This is a genomic window from Actinacidiphila yeochonensis CN732 (genome assembly GCF_000745345.1).
In the GTDB taxonomy this organism is placed as follows: domain Bacteria; phylum Actinomycetota; class Actinomycetes; order Streptomycetales; family Streptomycetaceae; genus Actinacidiphila; species Actinacidiphila yeochonensis.
This window is the reverse complement of sequence record NZ_JQNR01000004.1, coordinates 973,359-987,915: the sequence shown is the minus strand read 5'-3', so window position 1 is coordinate 987,915 and position 14,557 is coordinate 973,359. Positions and strand designations below refer to the sequence as shown.

Genomic DNA, 14,557 nt, shown 5'->3' with positions numbered 1-14,557 from the left:
CGGCCCCGGCTCGGCTCAGCCCGACGGCAACCGGCCGGCAGCCCGCCGACAGGTGGGCAGAGTAGCACCCTCCCCGCCAACAGGTCTGTTTTGTAAGGCAGTTGGAGACATCATCGCCACCACCTGGCCGCTGGGATCCGGCCACGCCCACCTCGCCGCCCGTCAGCGCGACCGGAGCCGGGGCTCGGGCCGGGACCGCGACCGCGACCGCGACCGGAGCCTGGGCACGCAGGCTCAGCCGAGCGGCGCGCCGAACCACCTCCGCAGCCGGTCGGCCAGCTCCCGCTGGTCCTCGCCGGCCCACACCACGTGGCCGTCCGGCCGCAACAGGACGGCGGGTACGTCCAGTTCCTCGCTGACGTCGACGACGTGGTCGACCCGATCCGTCCACCCCCCGGCCGAGAGCCCGCCGGTCTGGTCGAGCAGCAGCCCGCGGCCGCCGTGCGTCAGCTCGTAGAGGCGGCCGCGCTTCAGCCGTACGTCCCGCATCCGCCGACCGAGCAGTTCGCGGCCGCCGCCTCCGGCGTCCTCGCCTCCGGGGGCGCCGCCTTCGGACTCCTGGCCGACGTCGTAGCGGATGGCGGTCGCGGTCAGCTTCTCGACCAGGTGGCGGTTCACCTCCTCGTACCGCACCAGCTCCGCCAGCAGCCGGCGTACCGCCTGGGCACCCGGTTCCAGGGACATCAGCTGCATCTGCGCGCGGGTGTTGTCCAGCACGTCGGCGGCCACCGGGCGGCGCTCGTCGTGGTAGCTGTCCAACAGCCCCTCCGGCGCCCATCCGTTGACCTCGGCGGCCAGCTTCCAGCCGAGGTTGAACGCGTCCTGGATGCCGAGGTTGAGCCCCTGCCCGCCGGTGGGCGGGTGGATGTGCGCCGCGTCGCCGGCCAGCAGCACCCGGCCGACGCGGTACCGCTCGGCAAGCCGGGTGGCGTCCCCGAAGCGGGAGAGCCAGCGCGGCGAGTGCACGCCGAAGTCGGTGCCGGAGATCGCCCGCAGCCGCTGCTTGAACTCCTCCAGCGTCGGCGGCACCGCACGGCCCTCGGTCACCCCCTCGGCGGGCACGACGACGCGGTAGACCCCGTCGCCGAGGGGCATGGCGCCGAACCGCCGCTGGGTCTTGCGGACCTCGGCCCCCACGGCCGCCAGCGTCTCCGGCGGCACGCCCACCTCCATCTCGCCCAGCAGCGTCTCGACCCTGCTGGGCTCGCCCGGGAACCCGACCCCGAGCAGCTTGCGCACCGTGCTGCGGCCGCCGTCGCAGCCGACGAGGTACCGGGAGCGCAGCCGCGTACCGTCCGCCAGTTCGGCGGTCACCCCCTGCTCGTCCTGGCTGAGCCCGACCAGCTCGCAGCCGCGCCGGATCTCCGCCCCCGCCGCGACGGCGTGCTCGGCGAGCAGCCGGTCGGTGGTGGGCTGGGGGATCCCGAGGACGTAGGAGTGGGTGGTGTCCAGCCGCTCCGGCCACGACGTGCCGAGGCCGGCGAAGAACCCGCCGACCGCGTGCTTCGTGCCGAGCGCGAGGAACCGCTCCGCCAGCCCGCGCTGGTCCATCACCTCGATGCTGCGGGCGTGCAGCCCGAGCGCGCGGACGATCCGCGTCGGCTCCGCGTCCCTCTCCACCACCACCGTGCGCACACCGTGCAGCCGCAGCTCACCGGCCAGCATCAGCCCGGTCGGCCCGCTGCCGACCACGATCACGTCAATCATCGCTACCCCGATCCACCCGCTTGTACGTGCTCCCGCGCCCCCCGCGCCGGCGATACCGGGCGAAGACCGCGTCTCAGCCCATTTCCATCGTTTCCCGCCGAGGCCGCCGATTCTCCGGCATGACCGGGGCCTTGCCGCAAGCCCCCGGGCGCGGTATACGTTAAGAGTGGCGGAGGAGTGTGCGCGTGGTCCGCGCGCCGCGCCGCCCCAGGTCGCGCATCGGCTCTCCGCCCGGGCCTGAACGGCTGGCAGGCCGCCGGTTCTTCACAGCCCAGGTAAAGCCGGTGGACCCAGCCCGGCAGACGCGTACCGGTACCGGGCTGGGGCCACCGGCCTCGGGCATGGGGCGGCGCGCCGTCAGGAGCGGCCGGTGTGCAGCGCCTCGTGGTCCCACATGTGGCGGGGCTGCGTGTGCAGTTGCCAGTAGTGCTCGGCGATGTCGTCGGGGTCGAAGTCGGTGCCGGGGGCGACCGGGCCGTCCACGGTGACGCTCGCCACGTGCACTCCGGAGGAGCCGTACTGCTGATCGAGCAGCGCGACCAGGGTCCGCACGCCCGCCTTGCCCAGGGAGAGGCTCACGTACTGCGCTCTGGGCTCGGGCATGCCGCCGGTGACGAGGATCGTTCCGCTGCCTCGCGCCGCCATCGCCGGCGCGAGGCGCGCCGCGGCGTTGAGCGCGCCGACCACGTTGACCGCCCACGCCTCCATGTGTTCGCGCACCGAGAGCTCACCCGGCGCGTCCGCGCGGACGAGCGCGGCGTTGTACACGGCGACCTCCGGCACGCCGTGCTCGCCGACGGCCTGGTCCAGGGCCGCGTCCAACGCGGCCCGGTCGGTGCTGTCGGCCCGCAACGTGACGACCGGAACGCCGTGCGGCGCGACCGCGTCCGCCGCGGCGCTCAGCGTCCGACCGCCCCTGGCGATGAGCGTGATCGGCATTCCCTCCCGGGCGAACCGGCGGGCGACCGCCTGGCCGATTCCCGGTCCCGCACCAATGATCACCGCACCTGGCATGATCGCCTCCCCTTTGACTCACGATCAGTGATACTTCGGACGGTAAGGCGTCACACCGGTGTGAAGGTCAAGGAGAGGGCTGGATGCGAATCGGCGACCTCGCTCACGAAACCGGCGTGAACAGGAGGCTGTTGCGCTACTACGAGGAGCAGGGCCTGCTCCAGCCGGTCCGGTTGGAGAACGGCTACCGCGAGTACGTCGAGGCGGACGTCGCGGTGGTGCACCGCATCCGGGCCCTGCTCGCCGCCGGACTCTCCACCGCTGTCATCGCCAAGGTCGTGCACTGTGTGCGCGACGAGGACGAGCTGAGGGTGCCGTCGGGCTGTCCGGCCTTCGTCGGGGAGTTGCGGCGTGAACGCACCCGCATCACCGAGGCGATCAGCCGACTCGAGAGTTCCCGGCGCGTGCTGGACGCCGTTCTCGACACGGCGCCGGGGGACGGGGAGGGTCGCTGATCCTGTCGCGTCACGGCGCGCGGAAGCGGCGTGCCCTGACGAGGGCCCCTCCCCGCCGCCCGTCAGCGACCGGTCGGGCTCAGGAGCGCAGAGGGGCGCCGACCGCGTGCAGGTGCCGCAGGGCCTGGGCGTAGGAGGACAGCAGGCCGCTCTCGGCGTAGGGGATGCCCAGTTCGGCGCAGTACGCCCGCACGATCGGCCGGGCCCGGCGCAGGTGGGGGGTCGGCATGCTGGGGAAGAGGTGGTGCTCGATCTGGTGGTTGAGGCCGCCGAGTGCCACGTCGATCAGCAGGCCGCCGCGGACGTTGCGCGAGGTCAGCACCTGGCGGCGGAGGAAGTCCGGGCGCTCGGAGCCGGTGAGGGTCGGCATGCCCTTGTGGTTGGGCGCGAACGTGCAGCCCATGTAGACGCCGAAGACCGCCTGGTGGACGCCGAGGAAGGCCAGCGCCTGGAGGGGGCCGAGCACCACCAGCAGCGCGGTGAGGTAGCCGGCTATGTGCAGGCCGAGCAGCACCGCTTCGAGGCCGCGCCTGCGGCAGCCGGGCCGCAGCAGCGCCCGCACCCCGGCCACGTGGAGGTTCATCCCCTCCAGGGTGAGCAGCGGGAAGAACAGGTAGGCCTGGCGGCGGCCGATCCACCTGGCCACGCCTCGCGCCTCGCGGGCCTGGCCGCGCGACCAGACCAGGACCTCGGGGTTGACGTCCGGGTCGAGCTCCTCGTGGTTGGGGTTGGCGTGGTGCCGGGTGTGCTTGTCCTGCCACCAGCTGTAGCTCATGCCGACGCACAGGTTGCCCGCTATCCGGCCGGCCGCCTCGCTGGGCCGGCGCAGCCGGAAGACCTGCCGGTGGGCGATGTCGTGGGCGACCAGGGCGATCTGAGCGAACAGCACGCCGAGCGCGGCGGCGATTCCCAGCTGCCACCACGAGTGGCCCAGCAGGGCGAACGCCGTCCACGCGGCGCCGTAGAGGACGGCGACGCCGCCGATGCGCGCCGTGTAGTAGCCCGGGCGGCGGCGCATCAGCCCGGAGGCGGCGACCCGCCGGTACAGCGCCGAGAAGTCGCTGCCCTCGGCCGCGGGCGCCGACAGCGGCTCGGACGGCGGGGTGACCGCCGGGGGCCTCACGCCGCCCGCCGGTGGGGACGGGCCGAGGAGCGGGGGCTGCCGGCCCGGACGCCGGAGCGCGGGGCCGCGGCGGTCCCTTGGCCGGTGTCCCGGCCGACGTGCTGGGCGCCCGTCTGCGGGGCGCCGGCGGCCGCCGGGCGGCCGCCGCGAACGGCCCCTCGGGCGCGGGCCCGCGCGGGGCGGGGCACGGCGGCCGGGGGCTGGGCCACGACGACCGGCACTCCGGACGGCAGCCGCGCGCCGGTGATCCGGGCCAGTTCGGCGTCCGCGGGGCGCACCTTCGCCGTACGCGGGGTGATGCCGGCCCGGGCCAGCAGCCGGACCACGTCCCGGCGCTGGTCGGGGGTCACGAGGGTGACGACGCTGCCGGAGGCGCCGGCCCGGGCGGTGCGTCCGCCGCGGTGCAGGTAGTCCTTGTGGTCGGCGGGCGGATCGACGTTGACCACCAGGTCCAGGTCGTCGATGTGGATGCCGCGCGCCGCGATGTCGGTGGCGACCAGGACCGTCACCTCGCCGTTCTTGAACTGGGCGAGCGCGCGGGTGCGCTGCGGCTGGCTCTTCCCACCGTGCAGCGCCGCGGCGCGGACCCCGCGGGCGAGCAGGCTCTTGGTGAGCCGGTCGGCGCCGCGCTTGCTGTCCAGGAAGAGCAGCACGCGGCCCTCGCGGGCGGCGATCCGCACCGCCGCCTCGGCCTTGTCCTCGTCGTCGACGTGCAGCACGTGGTGCTCCATGGCGGCCACCACCCCGGCCGGAGGGTCCACCGCGTGCACCACCGGGTCGGACAGGAACCGGCGGACCAGCGTGTCCACGTCCCGGTCGAGCGTCGCGGAGAACAGCAGCCGCTGCCCGCCCGGGGCCACCTGCCGGAGCAGTGCGGTGACCTGCGGCAGGAAGCCCATGTCGGCCATCTGGTCGGCTTCGTCCAGTACGGAGACCACGACCTGGTCCAGCCGGCAGTCGCCGCGCTCGACCAGGTCGCGCAGCCGGCCGGGGGTGGCGACGACGATCTCGGCGCCGCCCCGCAGCGCGGCTGCCTGGCGGCCGGCCGAGAGCCCGCCGACGACCGTGGCCAGCCGCAACCGGGTCGCCCGCGCGTAGGGCGTCAGCGCGTCCGTGACCTGCTGGGCCAGCTCGCGGGTGGGGACGAGGACCAGCGCGAGCGGCTGCCGCGGCTCCGCGCGGCGGCCGGCGACGCGGCCCAGTACGGCCAGCCCGAAGGCGAGGGTCTTCCCCGAGCCGGTGCGCCCCCGCCCGAGGACGTCCCGCCCGGCCAGCGAACTCGGCAGCGTCGCGCCCTGGATGGGGAACGGCACGGTGACGCCCTGCCGGGTCAGCTCGGCCAGCAGCGGGGCCGGGAGGGCGAGGTCGGCGAAGTGCTCGACGGGCGGCGGCCCGGGGGTGCCCGCCACGGCGAGTGCCTGCCCGTCACCACGGCGGCCGGCACGGCCGGCGGCGCGGCCGGAACCCTGCCGGGAGCCGTCGGAGCGGCGTGCGCGGGCGGGCCGGCTGCGGGGTGTGTCCTGTGACATGCGGGGGGCCTTCCGTGAAGGCGGCGCGTGCCGGAAGGACTCCGCGGGGAACACGACGGGCGGAGACCCGCGATACGAGCCGGGATGAGCGCGGCGTGCACGACGGGTGCCGGCACGGGCGGGAACGCGGTACGCGAGGGGCAACGGCCCCCGAGGGGTGGTGCCGTGGGGGGAGAGAGTGCGGCGTCGCGCCTCCGGAACGGGCACCGCTGTCCACGAGGGGTGCGGCGCGCGAGGGCGGCCGCGGGGTGTGCGCGGCACGCTCGGGAGGAGCGCGGACGGCGGGAGTCGGAAGTACGGCGGCGGCTGCGCGCCGGACGGGAGAGCCCCTGGCGGCGGCCGGCTGGCGCGGCGGGTCCGGGAGCGGGCTGGAGGGGACGGGCGCCCGCGCCGTGCGGGGTCGCTCCGTGCGCCCGGGCAGAGGTGCGGAGGCGGCAGAGGTCGCGGAGACGCGAAGGTGGCGGAGAACGCGAAGGCGACGGCGGTGCCGAGGCGGCGGTTGCGCCGAGGTGGCAAAGGCCGGAGCCCGCGCGCGCAGATGGTGCGGGGCTCCGGCCCGAGGTGGTGCCGTGCCGGGTCAGGCCGGGGTGATGTTCTCCGCCTGCGGGCCCTTCTGACCCTGCGTGACGTCGAAGTTGACCTTCTGGCCCTCCTGGAGCTCACGGAAACCCTGAGCCGCGATGTTCGAGTAGTGGGCGAAGACGTCCGGGCCGCCGCCGTCCTGCTCGATGAAGCCGAAGCCCTTTTCCGCGTTGAACCACTTGACGGTGCCGCTGGCCATGTCTGAACTCCCTTGACGGGGGGCAGTGCCGAACCCGCTGCTTGCGGGCCGGTGTCGCCGCGATGACCCCAACTGGAGGCCAGAACACAAAATGCGCCCGAGGGTCACATCCCGTCAGGCGCACACAGAACTCATGGGTACCAAAACTGCAACGCTGGCGAAGGTAGCACAGATCCGGCCGCCGCGAACCGGATCACCGACCCGTGGCAACGGCGGCCGTGCGGGCACGCCCAGTGCCGTGGCCGACGCTCCGGACAGGGTTCCCCGGACCGGCGGGCAGCCGGACCCGGCTCCGCCCACGCGAGCGCACGGATCGTCAGGACACGATGGCCGGGCGAGCACCCCTGAGACGGCCGCGGCACCTGACAAGCACCCAGGTCGCGCTATTTGTCAAACCGTTGACGATATTTCGGGGGTCGACTAGCTTTGGCGGCTGTCCTCGCCGGGGCGGTCCGCACGGGGCTGGGCCGCGGGTCCGGCGGGGCGGCGCGAGGTGTGGATGCCCCTCTTGACGGCCGGCCGGACCGTAGCGCTCTCCCCGCGAGGGCCCGTCCCCCCGGGTCCGCGGGCGTACGGCGGCGGCGCCGTACCCGGCGGACGGTGCACGCCCCGCCGCGATCCCGCCCCGCACACCATCGGTGCCCGCCGCCGGCACCCGCGCGTGACACATGGAGGTGTCGTGTGACCAGAGCACGCAGACTGACCGTGGCCCTGCTGTCCGCCGCCGCACTCGTGGCGGCCGTGCCGACCACCGCGCTCGCGGCCGGCCGGCCCGGAGCCGACGGCCCCGGCGGACACAGCAGCCCCGGCGGGCACAGCCCGTCGATCCAGCGGCCGGACGGACCGCGGGACCCGCTGCCGGACGTGTTCGCCCGCGCCGGCTACTCGTCGAAGGCCGTCGACGGGAAGATCCAGGCCGCCTGGCAGCAGCTCTTCCACGGCGATCCGGGTACCGCCCCGACGCACGGCGACGGGCAGAGCATCTACTACCAGCTGACCCCGGACACGGCGTACGTCGAGGACATCGGCAACCAGGACGTGCGCACCGAGGGCATGGGCTACGCGATGATGATCGCCGTGCAGCTCGGCCACAAGCACGAGTTCGACTCGCTGTGGAACTTCGCGCGGACCAACATGCAGATCAGGAGCGGCGGCGAGAAGTACTACTTCGCCTGGCACACCGACACCACCGGCAAGGTGATCGACACCGGCGTCGCGCCCGACGGCGACCAGTGGATCGCGGCGGCGCTGGCCGAGGCGTCGGGCCGCTGGGGGAACGGCACCGGGGCGCAGTCCTACGGCCGGCAGTCCGAGCAGATCCTGCACGCGATGTGGCACGCCTCCGACAACGGCGGGGTGAACATGTTCGACCAGGCCAGCGACCTGCCGACGTTCTCCCCGCCCGGCGCCGTCGGCTTCACCGACCCCTCCTACAGCCTGCCCGCCTTCTACCGGGTCTTCGCGAAGGCCGACCCGGCGGACAGCTCCCTGTGGAACAAGGCGTACACCGCCGGCGAGCAGCTGCTGCGGAAGGCGGCGGACCCGCGGACCGGTCTCGCGCCGTGCTACGCGAACTTCGACGGCACGCCGTTCATGTGGCCCTTCGAGACCGCCGACGACAACGCCTACGACCACAACTTCCAGGAGGACGCCTGGCGGGCCGTCGCCAACGCGAACGTGGACGCCGCCTGGGACGGCGTGCAGCCCTGGGAGACCGAGTACTCCAACACCCTGGAGAAGTTCTTCGAGGGCCAGGGCGTCTCCACCTACGTCAGCCGCTACCACCTGGACGGCACGCCGCTGTCCACCGGGCAGAACACGTACGAACCCGCACACGCCCAGGGCCTGGTGGCGATGAACTCCGCCTCCGCGATCTCGGCGACCGACCCGGGGCGCACGGCCTTCGTCCGGGACATGTGGAACACCGCCGTCCCGTCGGGACAGGCGCGCTACTACGACGGCATGCTCTACATGCTGGGCCTGCTCTACGACAGCGGCCAGTTCCGCGACTGGACGCACACGGCCCCGCGGCACCACCCGGACCACTGAACCGCTGAACCTGTGAACCCACGGCCCGGCCCGCACCTGCGCGGGCCGGGCCGCCGCCGTCCCGGCCCCGTCCGGTCTCCGCCGTGCCCGCGCGAGCCCCACCCCCGCGCCCCGCACCCCGCACAGCGAACTCACAAGAAAACCGGGCGACATGCTCCTGCCACGAACCAGGTGCGCAATACGCCCGAAATCTCCCGAATGCCACCCCCTCCCTCCGCCCCGGGAACAGAACCACCCGCACCCGCGTTCACCCTGTATGCGGTGTATGCTCCGAACTCGCCTTCGACTCCACGTTCTTGGCCGCCACCCGAGCGGCTGGCGGAGGGCGCGGCCGAGGCGTCCCGGGGATGCCGGGGCGCGGAGCGGGGAAGGCGCAGGGGGTACGTTCCGCGGGCCCCGGCCATTCGCGAGGTGAGCCCGGCGCAATCTTGGTCGCGGCTTTACGCGGAGGGTGGAACCGAGTGGGCCGGCCGGGAGTCTCACCTACAGACGACGCAGGCCAGGGCATTGATACGAGTGGAGCAACAGTACATGGGTCGGGTCAGGACCACGGTAGGGATCGCACTCGCGGCGGGAGCGGTGCTCGCCGGGACGAGCGCGTGCGGCGGCAACACTTCGGCACAGTCGACGACGGACGGCAAGGCGGCATCCTCGGCCACGGCGGGGAAGACGACCGGGAGCCCCAAGCCGACCACGCCCAAGCCGCTCGGCCCGCCCATGCTGCTCGACACCATCACCCCGGTCACCGGGGCCACGGTCGGCGTGGCCATGCCGATATCGGTGGTGTTCACCGACTCGGTGGCCACCTCGGCGCGGGCCGGCGTCGAGAAGGCGATCAAGATATCGACGTCGGTGCCGGTCACCGGGGCCTGGCACTGGTTCAGTGACAAGCGGGTCGACTTCCGCCCGCAGGGGTACTGGCAGGCGGGCACCAAGGTCACGGTGGACGCCGACATGACCAACGTGCCCAACGGCAACGGCCGGTACGGCGTGCACAGCTACCACCACAGCTTCACCATCGGCGACGACAACGAGGCGACCGTCTCCGTCAGCGCGCACACGATGCAGGTGAAGCACAACGGGACCGTGGTCAAGACCCTGCCGATCGACGCGGGCAGCCCGGACTGGCCGTCCTGGGACGGCACCATGGCCGTCATCGACAAGCAGAAGGAGGTCCGGATGACCTCCTGCAGCGTCGGCATCAGCTGCGACAAGAGCAGCCCGAACTACTACGACCTGACGCTGCCGTGGGACGTGCACCTGACCACCTCGGGCACCTACGTGCACTACTCGACCGGCGACCCGACCCCGGGCCACAGCTACGGCTCGCACGGCTGCGTGCACCTGTCGCTCTCCGACGCGGAGTGGTTCTACGACTTCGTCAAGCAGGGCGACCCGATCACCATCACCGGCTCCCCGCGCGGCAAGGCGGCCGGCGACAACGGGTACGCGGACTACAACGTCGACTGGTCGACCTGGCTGGGCGCCAGCGGCGAGGGACAGATCACCACGAACCCGGCGGCCTGAGCACGCGGGACCACCCCAGGGCGCGGCGGTGGGGCGGCGGGCCGAGGCGGCGCTACGGTGCTGCTGGCGGCGGCCGCACCGGCCGCCGCGCCCCGGCGTGTCCGGCCGGGTACGATCCCGCGGCCGGCCCGCCGTCCGGCCCGAACCACCGCAGGGAGCCGCCCCCGTGGCCGACCGACCGCACTCCCCCGCCGCCTCCGCCGACCCCGCCCGCCCGCCCGGTGAGGACGCCGCCCTGAGCGGCCGCGCGGTGCTGGGTCTGGGGCTCGCCGCGGTGGGCCGGCCCGGCTACATCAACCTGGGCCGGGACCGCGACCTGCCGCCCGGGCGCGGCGTCGACGACCTGCGCCGGCGCACCCGTGAACTGCTCGACCTCGCCTGGGAGCGCGGGGTGCGGCACTTCGACACCGCCCGCTCCTACGGCCGGGCCGAGGAGTTCCTCGCCGGCTGGCTGGACGACGCCCCGCGGCGGGGCGCGGTGGTCTCCAGCAAGTGGGGCTACACCTACACCGCGGGGTGGCGGGTGGAGGCCGAGGCGCACGAGGTGAAGGACCACTCGCTGGCCACCTTCGAGCGGCAGCGGGCCGAGACCAAGGCTCTGCTGGGCGACCGGCTCGACGTCTACCAGATCCACTCGGTCACGCCGGACAGTCCGGCGCTCACCGATCCCGCCCTGCTTCGCGCGCTGGCCGCCCTGGCCGAGCGGGGGGTGCTGGTGGGGCTGTCCACCAGCGGCCCGGCGCAGGGCGACGCGGTCCGGGCGGCGCTGGAGGTCGAGGTGGCGGGCGAGCCGCTGTTCCGCTGCGTGCAGTCCACCTGGAACCCGCTGGAGCCCTCGGTCGGGCCGGCGCTCGCCGAGGCGCACGCGGCCGGGCTGCGGGTGATGGTCAAGGAGGCCATGGCCAACGGCCGGCTGTCGGCTCCGCGGGGCGCCGCCGCCGCGGTGCTGGGACCGCCGGCCGAGGCGGCCGGCGCCACGCCGGACGCGTTCGCCCTGGCCGCGGCGCTCCACCAGCCCTGGGCCGACGTCGTCCTGTCGGGGGCGGCCACCACGGCCCAGCTGGAGTCCAACCTCGCCGCCCGGGACGTCCGGCTGGCCCCTCAGGTCCTGGAGGCGCTGGCGGAGGCGGCGGAGGAGCCGGGCGCGTACTGGCGGCACCGCGCTGAGCTGCCCTGGTCGTAGGGGCGGTGCGCGGGGCGGCGGGACGGTCCGGGACGGTGCGGGAGCCGAGCGGCTGCTCGCGGACGAGGTGCCGGGTGAGCCGTTGGATCACCCGGCTGTGGGACTGCGCCGGCTTGAGTACTTCGTCGCCGTCGCCGGGGAGCGCCACGTCACCGAGGCGGCCCAGCGGCTGGTGCTCTCCCCGTCGGGTCCGTCCGCGTCGGTGCGGGCGCTGGAGCGGGAGTCGGGCTCGGCGCTGTTCGTTGAGCGCCACCCGCAGCGTCGACCCGCAGCGTCGGCCCGCAGCGTCGAGCCGGCCGGAGCGGGGCGGGCGCCGCTGGGCGAGGCGCCCCGGGCCCTGGTCGGGGAGACCTTCGTGGACCGGCACCCGGACGGGTGCGCCCGGCGGCTGACCGACGGCGCTTTCGCGGTGGCGGCCGTCCCACCGCCGCCCGGGCACGGGAGGCGGGCACCGGAGCCGACGCCGCCCGCCCGGCCGAGGGCGCGCCACCAGGCCCGGGGCATGCCCGCCCCGGCGCGTTGAGACGCGGCGCCGGGACCGGGCCTGACACCCGCCGTGGCGGCGGCAGGTGTCAGGCGCTGTGCAGGACGGTCTGGCGGCCGCCCTCGGGGATCTCCAGCACGGTCCGCCGCGGAACCCGCTGCCAGAGCGGCTCGGGGTGCGGCCAGCCCTCGGAGGCGACCAGCGTGCGGCCGTCCCCGGTGCGGCGGTACAGGTCGAAGAACGCGCCCCCGCGCCGTGTGATGACCTCGGAGGCCGGGTCGTGGTCGCGGTAGACGTAGAGCGACTCGGGTGTGAGCAGCAGGCAGTTGAGGGCCACGTAGCCGTCGGCGAGCATCCGGATCTCGTCGGCGACCTGGGCGACGGCCTTGGCGGGGGGCGCGCCGGCGTCCATCCGGGTGCGCACCGCCAGGTAGTAGCGCTCGCTGTCGGTCTGGCCCTCGGCGGCGTCCAGCAGCTGCCGGTCGATGACGGCGTCGAGGCAGTCGCGGGGCCGGAAGTCGCCGTTGTGGACGAAGGCGGCGCGGGTGTCGCCGAAGGGGTGGGTGTTCCCGGGTGAGAGGGCCAGTCCGGGGCTGGCCATCCGCAGGTGCACCACGGCCATGTCGGTCACGCAGGAGTCCAGCCAGGCGCGCAGCCGCTCGCTGCGGTCCGCGCGCTCGGGGGCCTTGGTGACGCGGATCGCTCCGTCCGGGGTGCGGTGGGCCACCCCCCAGCCGTGCTCGTGCTCGCAGGCGAGGCTGAGGAACGGTTCCAGGTCGTCGCCGATCAGGCGGCTGACGGGGGCGGGCTCGTCTGCGACGACTCCGACGAAGCGACACATGCGGGTCTCATTTCTGTGCTGGCGTGACGGCGTGCGGCCGTGTCCTTCGACGGGCACGGCCGCACGCGTCGCCCGCCCGGGGGACGGCGGAAGCGGCGGCCGACGGGGAGAAGAAGGTCACCGGAGTCCGCCGTCGGACGGCGGGGAGCCGTCCGGCGGGCATGCGGGAGGGCGGGCGGTCAGGGGCAGGCGGGTGGCCAGGGCGAGAGGCGGAGAGGCGGAGAGGCGGAGAGGCGGGAGGACGAGCGGCGAGCGTGGGAGGTGGCGGGGTCAGACGGCCAGTCCGCCGTCGCCCTTCGGCGCCGCCGGGGCGCCGCCGAGGCGCCGCTCCATCTGTCCGGCGACGGCGGCGAGCGCGTTGTTGACGACGACGTAGATCAGCGCGACGACGAGGTACGCCTGGACGATGGTGTGGTCGAACTCGCCGAGCACCTTGGCGGCGTTGAGGAGTTCGAGGAAGCTGACGACGTAGCCGAGCGAGCTGTCCTTCAGCAGCCGGACGACCTGGCTGACCAGGGCGGGCGCGGTCTGCCGGATCGCCTGGGGCAGCACCACCAGGCGCATGGTCGTCCAGTGGCTCAGGCCGAGCGCGTGGGCGGCCTCGGTCTGGCCGCGGGGCAGGGCGCGCACCCCGGCGCGGAAGATCTCGGCGAAGACGGCCGCGTTGGTGAGCGCGACCGGCCACACCAGCTGCCAGAACAGCGGGACGCGCACGCCGGCTTCGGGCAGGCCGAACAGGAAGGCGTAGATGAGCAGCAGCAGCGGGACCGCGCGCAGGGCCTCCACGTAGACGGTGGCCGGCCAGCGCAGCAGCGGGGTGCGGGCGAGCCGGCCGAGGGCGAGCAGCGCGCCCAGCGGCAGCGCGATGGCACCGCTGACCAGGGTGGCGCGCACCGTCGCCCACAGCGCGGTGAGCAGGTAGTGCAGCACCGGCCACTGGCCGAAGATCCGCCACTGCGCGGCGTGCAACTGGCCGTGCGCCGCGAACTGGTGGAGCACCAGCCAGACCAGGGCGGCCAGCGCCAGGAGCGAGACCGCGCTCGCCACCGCGATACGGCGGCGGCCGCGCGGTCCGGGCTGGTCGAAGAGGCCCTCGTCCGCGCCGCCGAGGCGCTCCAGCAGCGCGGCTGCCCGGCCGCGGCCGGCGGGCGCCGTCGGCGCCGCGTCCCCGGCTTCGTCGGTGGGGCCGGACCGGCCCTTGTCCAGCAGGCTCATCGGGCCACCTCCAACTTGCGGTCCAGGTAGCCGGCCAGCCGGCCGACGCACAGCGCGATGGCGACGTAGATGACGGCGGCGGCGCCGAACGTGACCAGCGGCTGGGCGTACTTCTGGTCGAGCAGTTCGGTCTGGCCGGTCAGCTCCTGGGTGACCCCCACCGCCGCGGCGAGCGAGGAGCTGAGGGTCACCGCGATGAACAGGGAGGCGGCCGGCTGGATGACCGAGCGCGCCGCCTGGGGCAGGACGACCAGCCGCAGGGTCTGGCCGAAGCTCAGGCCGAGCGCGCGGGCGGCCTCGATCTGGCCGCGGGGCACCGCCCGCACGCCCGCCCGCAGCACCTCGCAGAGGAAGGCCGCCCAGTACAGACTCATCGCCGTCACCGCGGTCCACTGCAGCGAGTAGACGACCCCGATTTCCGGCAGCCCGAAGACGAACAGGGTGAGCAGCACCAGCAGCGGGACGCTGCGCACCACCGCGACGTACAGCCGGGAGAAGATCCGCAGGGGCGGCACCGGGCTGATCCGGCAGACCGCGAGCACGGCGCCGAGCAGGGTGGCCAGGACGAACGTGCAGGCGCTGATCTCGGCGGAGACGAGCAGTCCGCTGCCGAAGACCCCGATGTGGTCGGCGATGAGTCCCACGGCGG

13 protein-coding genes are annotated in these 14,557 nt (G+C 74.4%); 5 read left to right on the top strand and 8 right to left on the bottom strand.

What is annotated here, in order from left to right; translation table 11 throughout:
- Positions 1-234: 234 nt before the first annotated feature.
- Positions 235-1,707, bottom strand: coding sequence for a rifampin monooxygenase (gene rox, locus BS72_RS10780; protein ID WP_037908947.1), 1,473 nt, complete (start codon positions 1,705-1,707; stop codon positions 235-237).
- Between the two features lie 357 nt (positions 1,708-2,064).
- Complete coding sequence (locus BS72_RS10775) at positions 2,065-2,721, bottom strand: SDR family NAD(P)-dependent oxidoreductase (RefSeq protein WP_037908944.1); 657 nt, start codon at positions 2,719-2,721, stop codon at positions 2,065-2,067.
- Positions 2,722-2,804: 83 nt separating this feature from the next.
- On the opposite strand from BS72_RS10775, the gene BS72_RS10770 reads away from it, so the two are divergent.
- Positions 2,805-3,176: a MerR family transcriptional regulator gene (locus tag BS72_RS10770; RefSeq protein WP_037908941.1), complete on the top strand. Its 372-nt coding sequence runs from the start codon at positions 2,805-2,807 to the stop codon at positions 3,174-3,176.
- A gap of 79 nt (positions 3,177-3,255) precedes the next feature.
- On the opposite strand, the gene BS72_RS10765 is transcribed toward BS72_RS10770, so the two are convergent.
- The 3 genes from BS72_RS10765 to BS72_RS10755 all read right to left on the bottom strand — a co-directional run bounded on the left by BS72_RS10765 (position 3,256) and on the right by BS72_RS10755 (position 6,609).
- Complete coding sequence (locus BS72_RS10765; RefSeq protein WP_232792321.1) at positions 3,256-4,299, bottom strand: fatty acid desaturase family protein; 1,044 nt, start codon at positions 4,297-4,299, stop codon at positions 3,256-3,258.
- A complete protein-coding gene (locus BS72_RS10760; protein WP_051950926.1) occupies positions 4,296-5,828 on the bottom strand; it encodes a DEAD/DEAH box helicase in 1,533 nt (510 codons plus the stop codon). Before BS72_RS10760 ends, BS72_RS10765 begins: the two co-directional genes overlap by 4 nt.
- Before the next feature lie 577 nt (positions 5,829-6,405).
- A complete protein-coding gene (locus BS72_RS10755; protein WP_037908938.1) occupies positions 6,406-6,609 on the bottom strand; it encodes a cold-shock protein in 204 nt (67 codons plus the stop codon).
- Positions 6,610-7,290: 681 nt separating this feature from the next.
- Between BS72_RS10755 and BS72_RS10750 the strand changes: the two genes are divergently transcribed.
- The 4 genes from BS72_RS10750 to BS72_RS37155 all read left to right on the top strand — a co-directional run bounded on the left by BS72_RS10750 (position 7,291) and on the right by BS72_RS37155 (position 11,891).
- Entirely contained in the window at positions 7,291-8,658 is a 1,368-nt protein-coding gene (locus tag BS72_RS10750; RefSeq protein WP_157856200.1) for a glycosyl hydrolase family 8, read from the top strand.
- A gap of 531 nt (positions 8,659-9,189) precedes the next feature.
- A complete protein-coding gene (locus BS72_RS10745; protein ID WP_037908936.1) occupies positions 9,190-10,185 on the top strand; it encodes a L,D-transpeptidase in 996 nt (331 codons plus the stop codon).
- Positions 10,186-10,420: 235 nt separating this feature from the next.
- Positions 10,421-11,368, top strand: a complete 948-nt coding sequence (locus BS72_RS10740) for an aldo/keto reductase (protein ID WP_037910026.1) — start codon at positions 10,421-10,423, stop codon at positions 11,366-11,368.
- Between the two features lie 97 nt (positions 11,369-11,465).
- On the top strand, positions 11,466-11,891 hold the full coding sequence (locus tag BS72_RS37155) for a helix-turn-helix domain-containing protein (protein WP_037908933.1): 426 nt from the start codon (positions 11,466-11,468) through the stop codon (positions 11,889-11,891).
- Positions 11,892-11,940: 49 nt separating this feature from the next.
- Here BS72_RS37155 and BS72_RS10730 read toward each other — a convergent pair whose 3' ends face one another.
- The 3 genes from BS72_RS10730 to BS72_RS10720 form a co-directional block, all read right to left on the bottom strand.
- A complete protein-coding gene (locus BS72_RS10730) occupies positions 11,941-12,693 on the bottom strand; it encodes a class II glutamine amidotransferase (protein ID WP_051950924.1) in 753 nt (250 codons plus the stop codon).
- A 270-nt stretch (positions 12,694-12,963) separates the two neighbouring features.
- Positions 12,964-13,908, bottom strand: coding sequence for an amino acid ABC transporter permease (locus BS72_RS10725; RefSeq protein ID WP_107498728.1), 945 nt, complete (start codon positions 13,906-13,908; stop codon positions 12,964-12,966).
- Positions 13,905-14,552, bottom strand: a complete 648-nt coding sequence (locus BS72_RS10720) for an amino acid ABC transporter permease (protein ID WP_037908930.1) — start codon at positions 14,550-14,552, stop codon at positions 13,905-13,907. The genes BS72_RS10725 and BS72_RS10720 overlap by 4 nt, the downstream gene beginning before the upstream one ends.
- Between the last annotated feature and the right edge of the window lie 5 nt (positions 14,553-14,557).

What these genes read in the sequence shown, in the direction of transcription:
- BS72_RS10770 (WP_037908941.1), top strand. Translation starts at nt 2,805, where the DNA reads ATGCGAATCGGCGACCTCGCTCACGAAACCGGCGTGAACAGGAGGCTG.
- BS72_RS10730 (WP_051950924.1), bottom strand. Translation starts at nt 12,693, where the DNA reads ATGTGTCGCTTCGTCGGAGTCGTCGCAGACGAGCCCGCCCCCGTCAGC.
- BS72_RS10745 (WP_037908936.1), top strand. Translation starts at nt 9,190, where the DNA reads ATGGGTCGGGTCAGGACCACGGTAGGGATCGCACTCGCGGCGGGAGCG.
- BS72_RS10725 (WP_107498728.1), bottom strand. Translation starts at nt 13,908, where the DNA reads ATGAGCCTGCTGGACAAGGGCCGGTCCGGCCCCACCGACGAAGCCGGG.
- BS72_RS10775 (WP_037908944.1), bottom strand. Translation starts at nt 2,721, where the DNA reads ATGCCAGGTGCGGTGATCATTGGTGCGGGACCGGGAATCGGCCAGGCG.
- rox (WP_037908947.1), bottom strand. Translation starts at nt 1,707, where the DNA reads ATGATTGACGTGATCGTGGTCGGCAGCGGGCCGACCGGGCTGATGCTG.
- BS72_RS10760 (WP_051950926.1), bottom strand. Translation starts at nt 5,828, where the DNA reads ATGTCACAGGACACACCCCGCAGCCGGCCCGCCCGCGCACGCCGCTCC.
- BS72_RS10755 (WP_037908938.1), bottom strand. Translation starts at nt 6,609, where the DNA reads ATGGCCAGCGGCACCGTCAAGTGGTTCAACGCGGAAAAGGGCTTCGGC.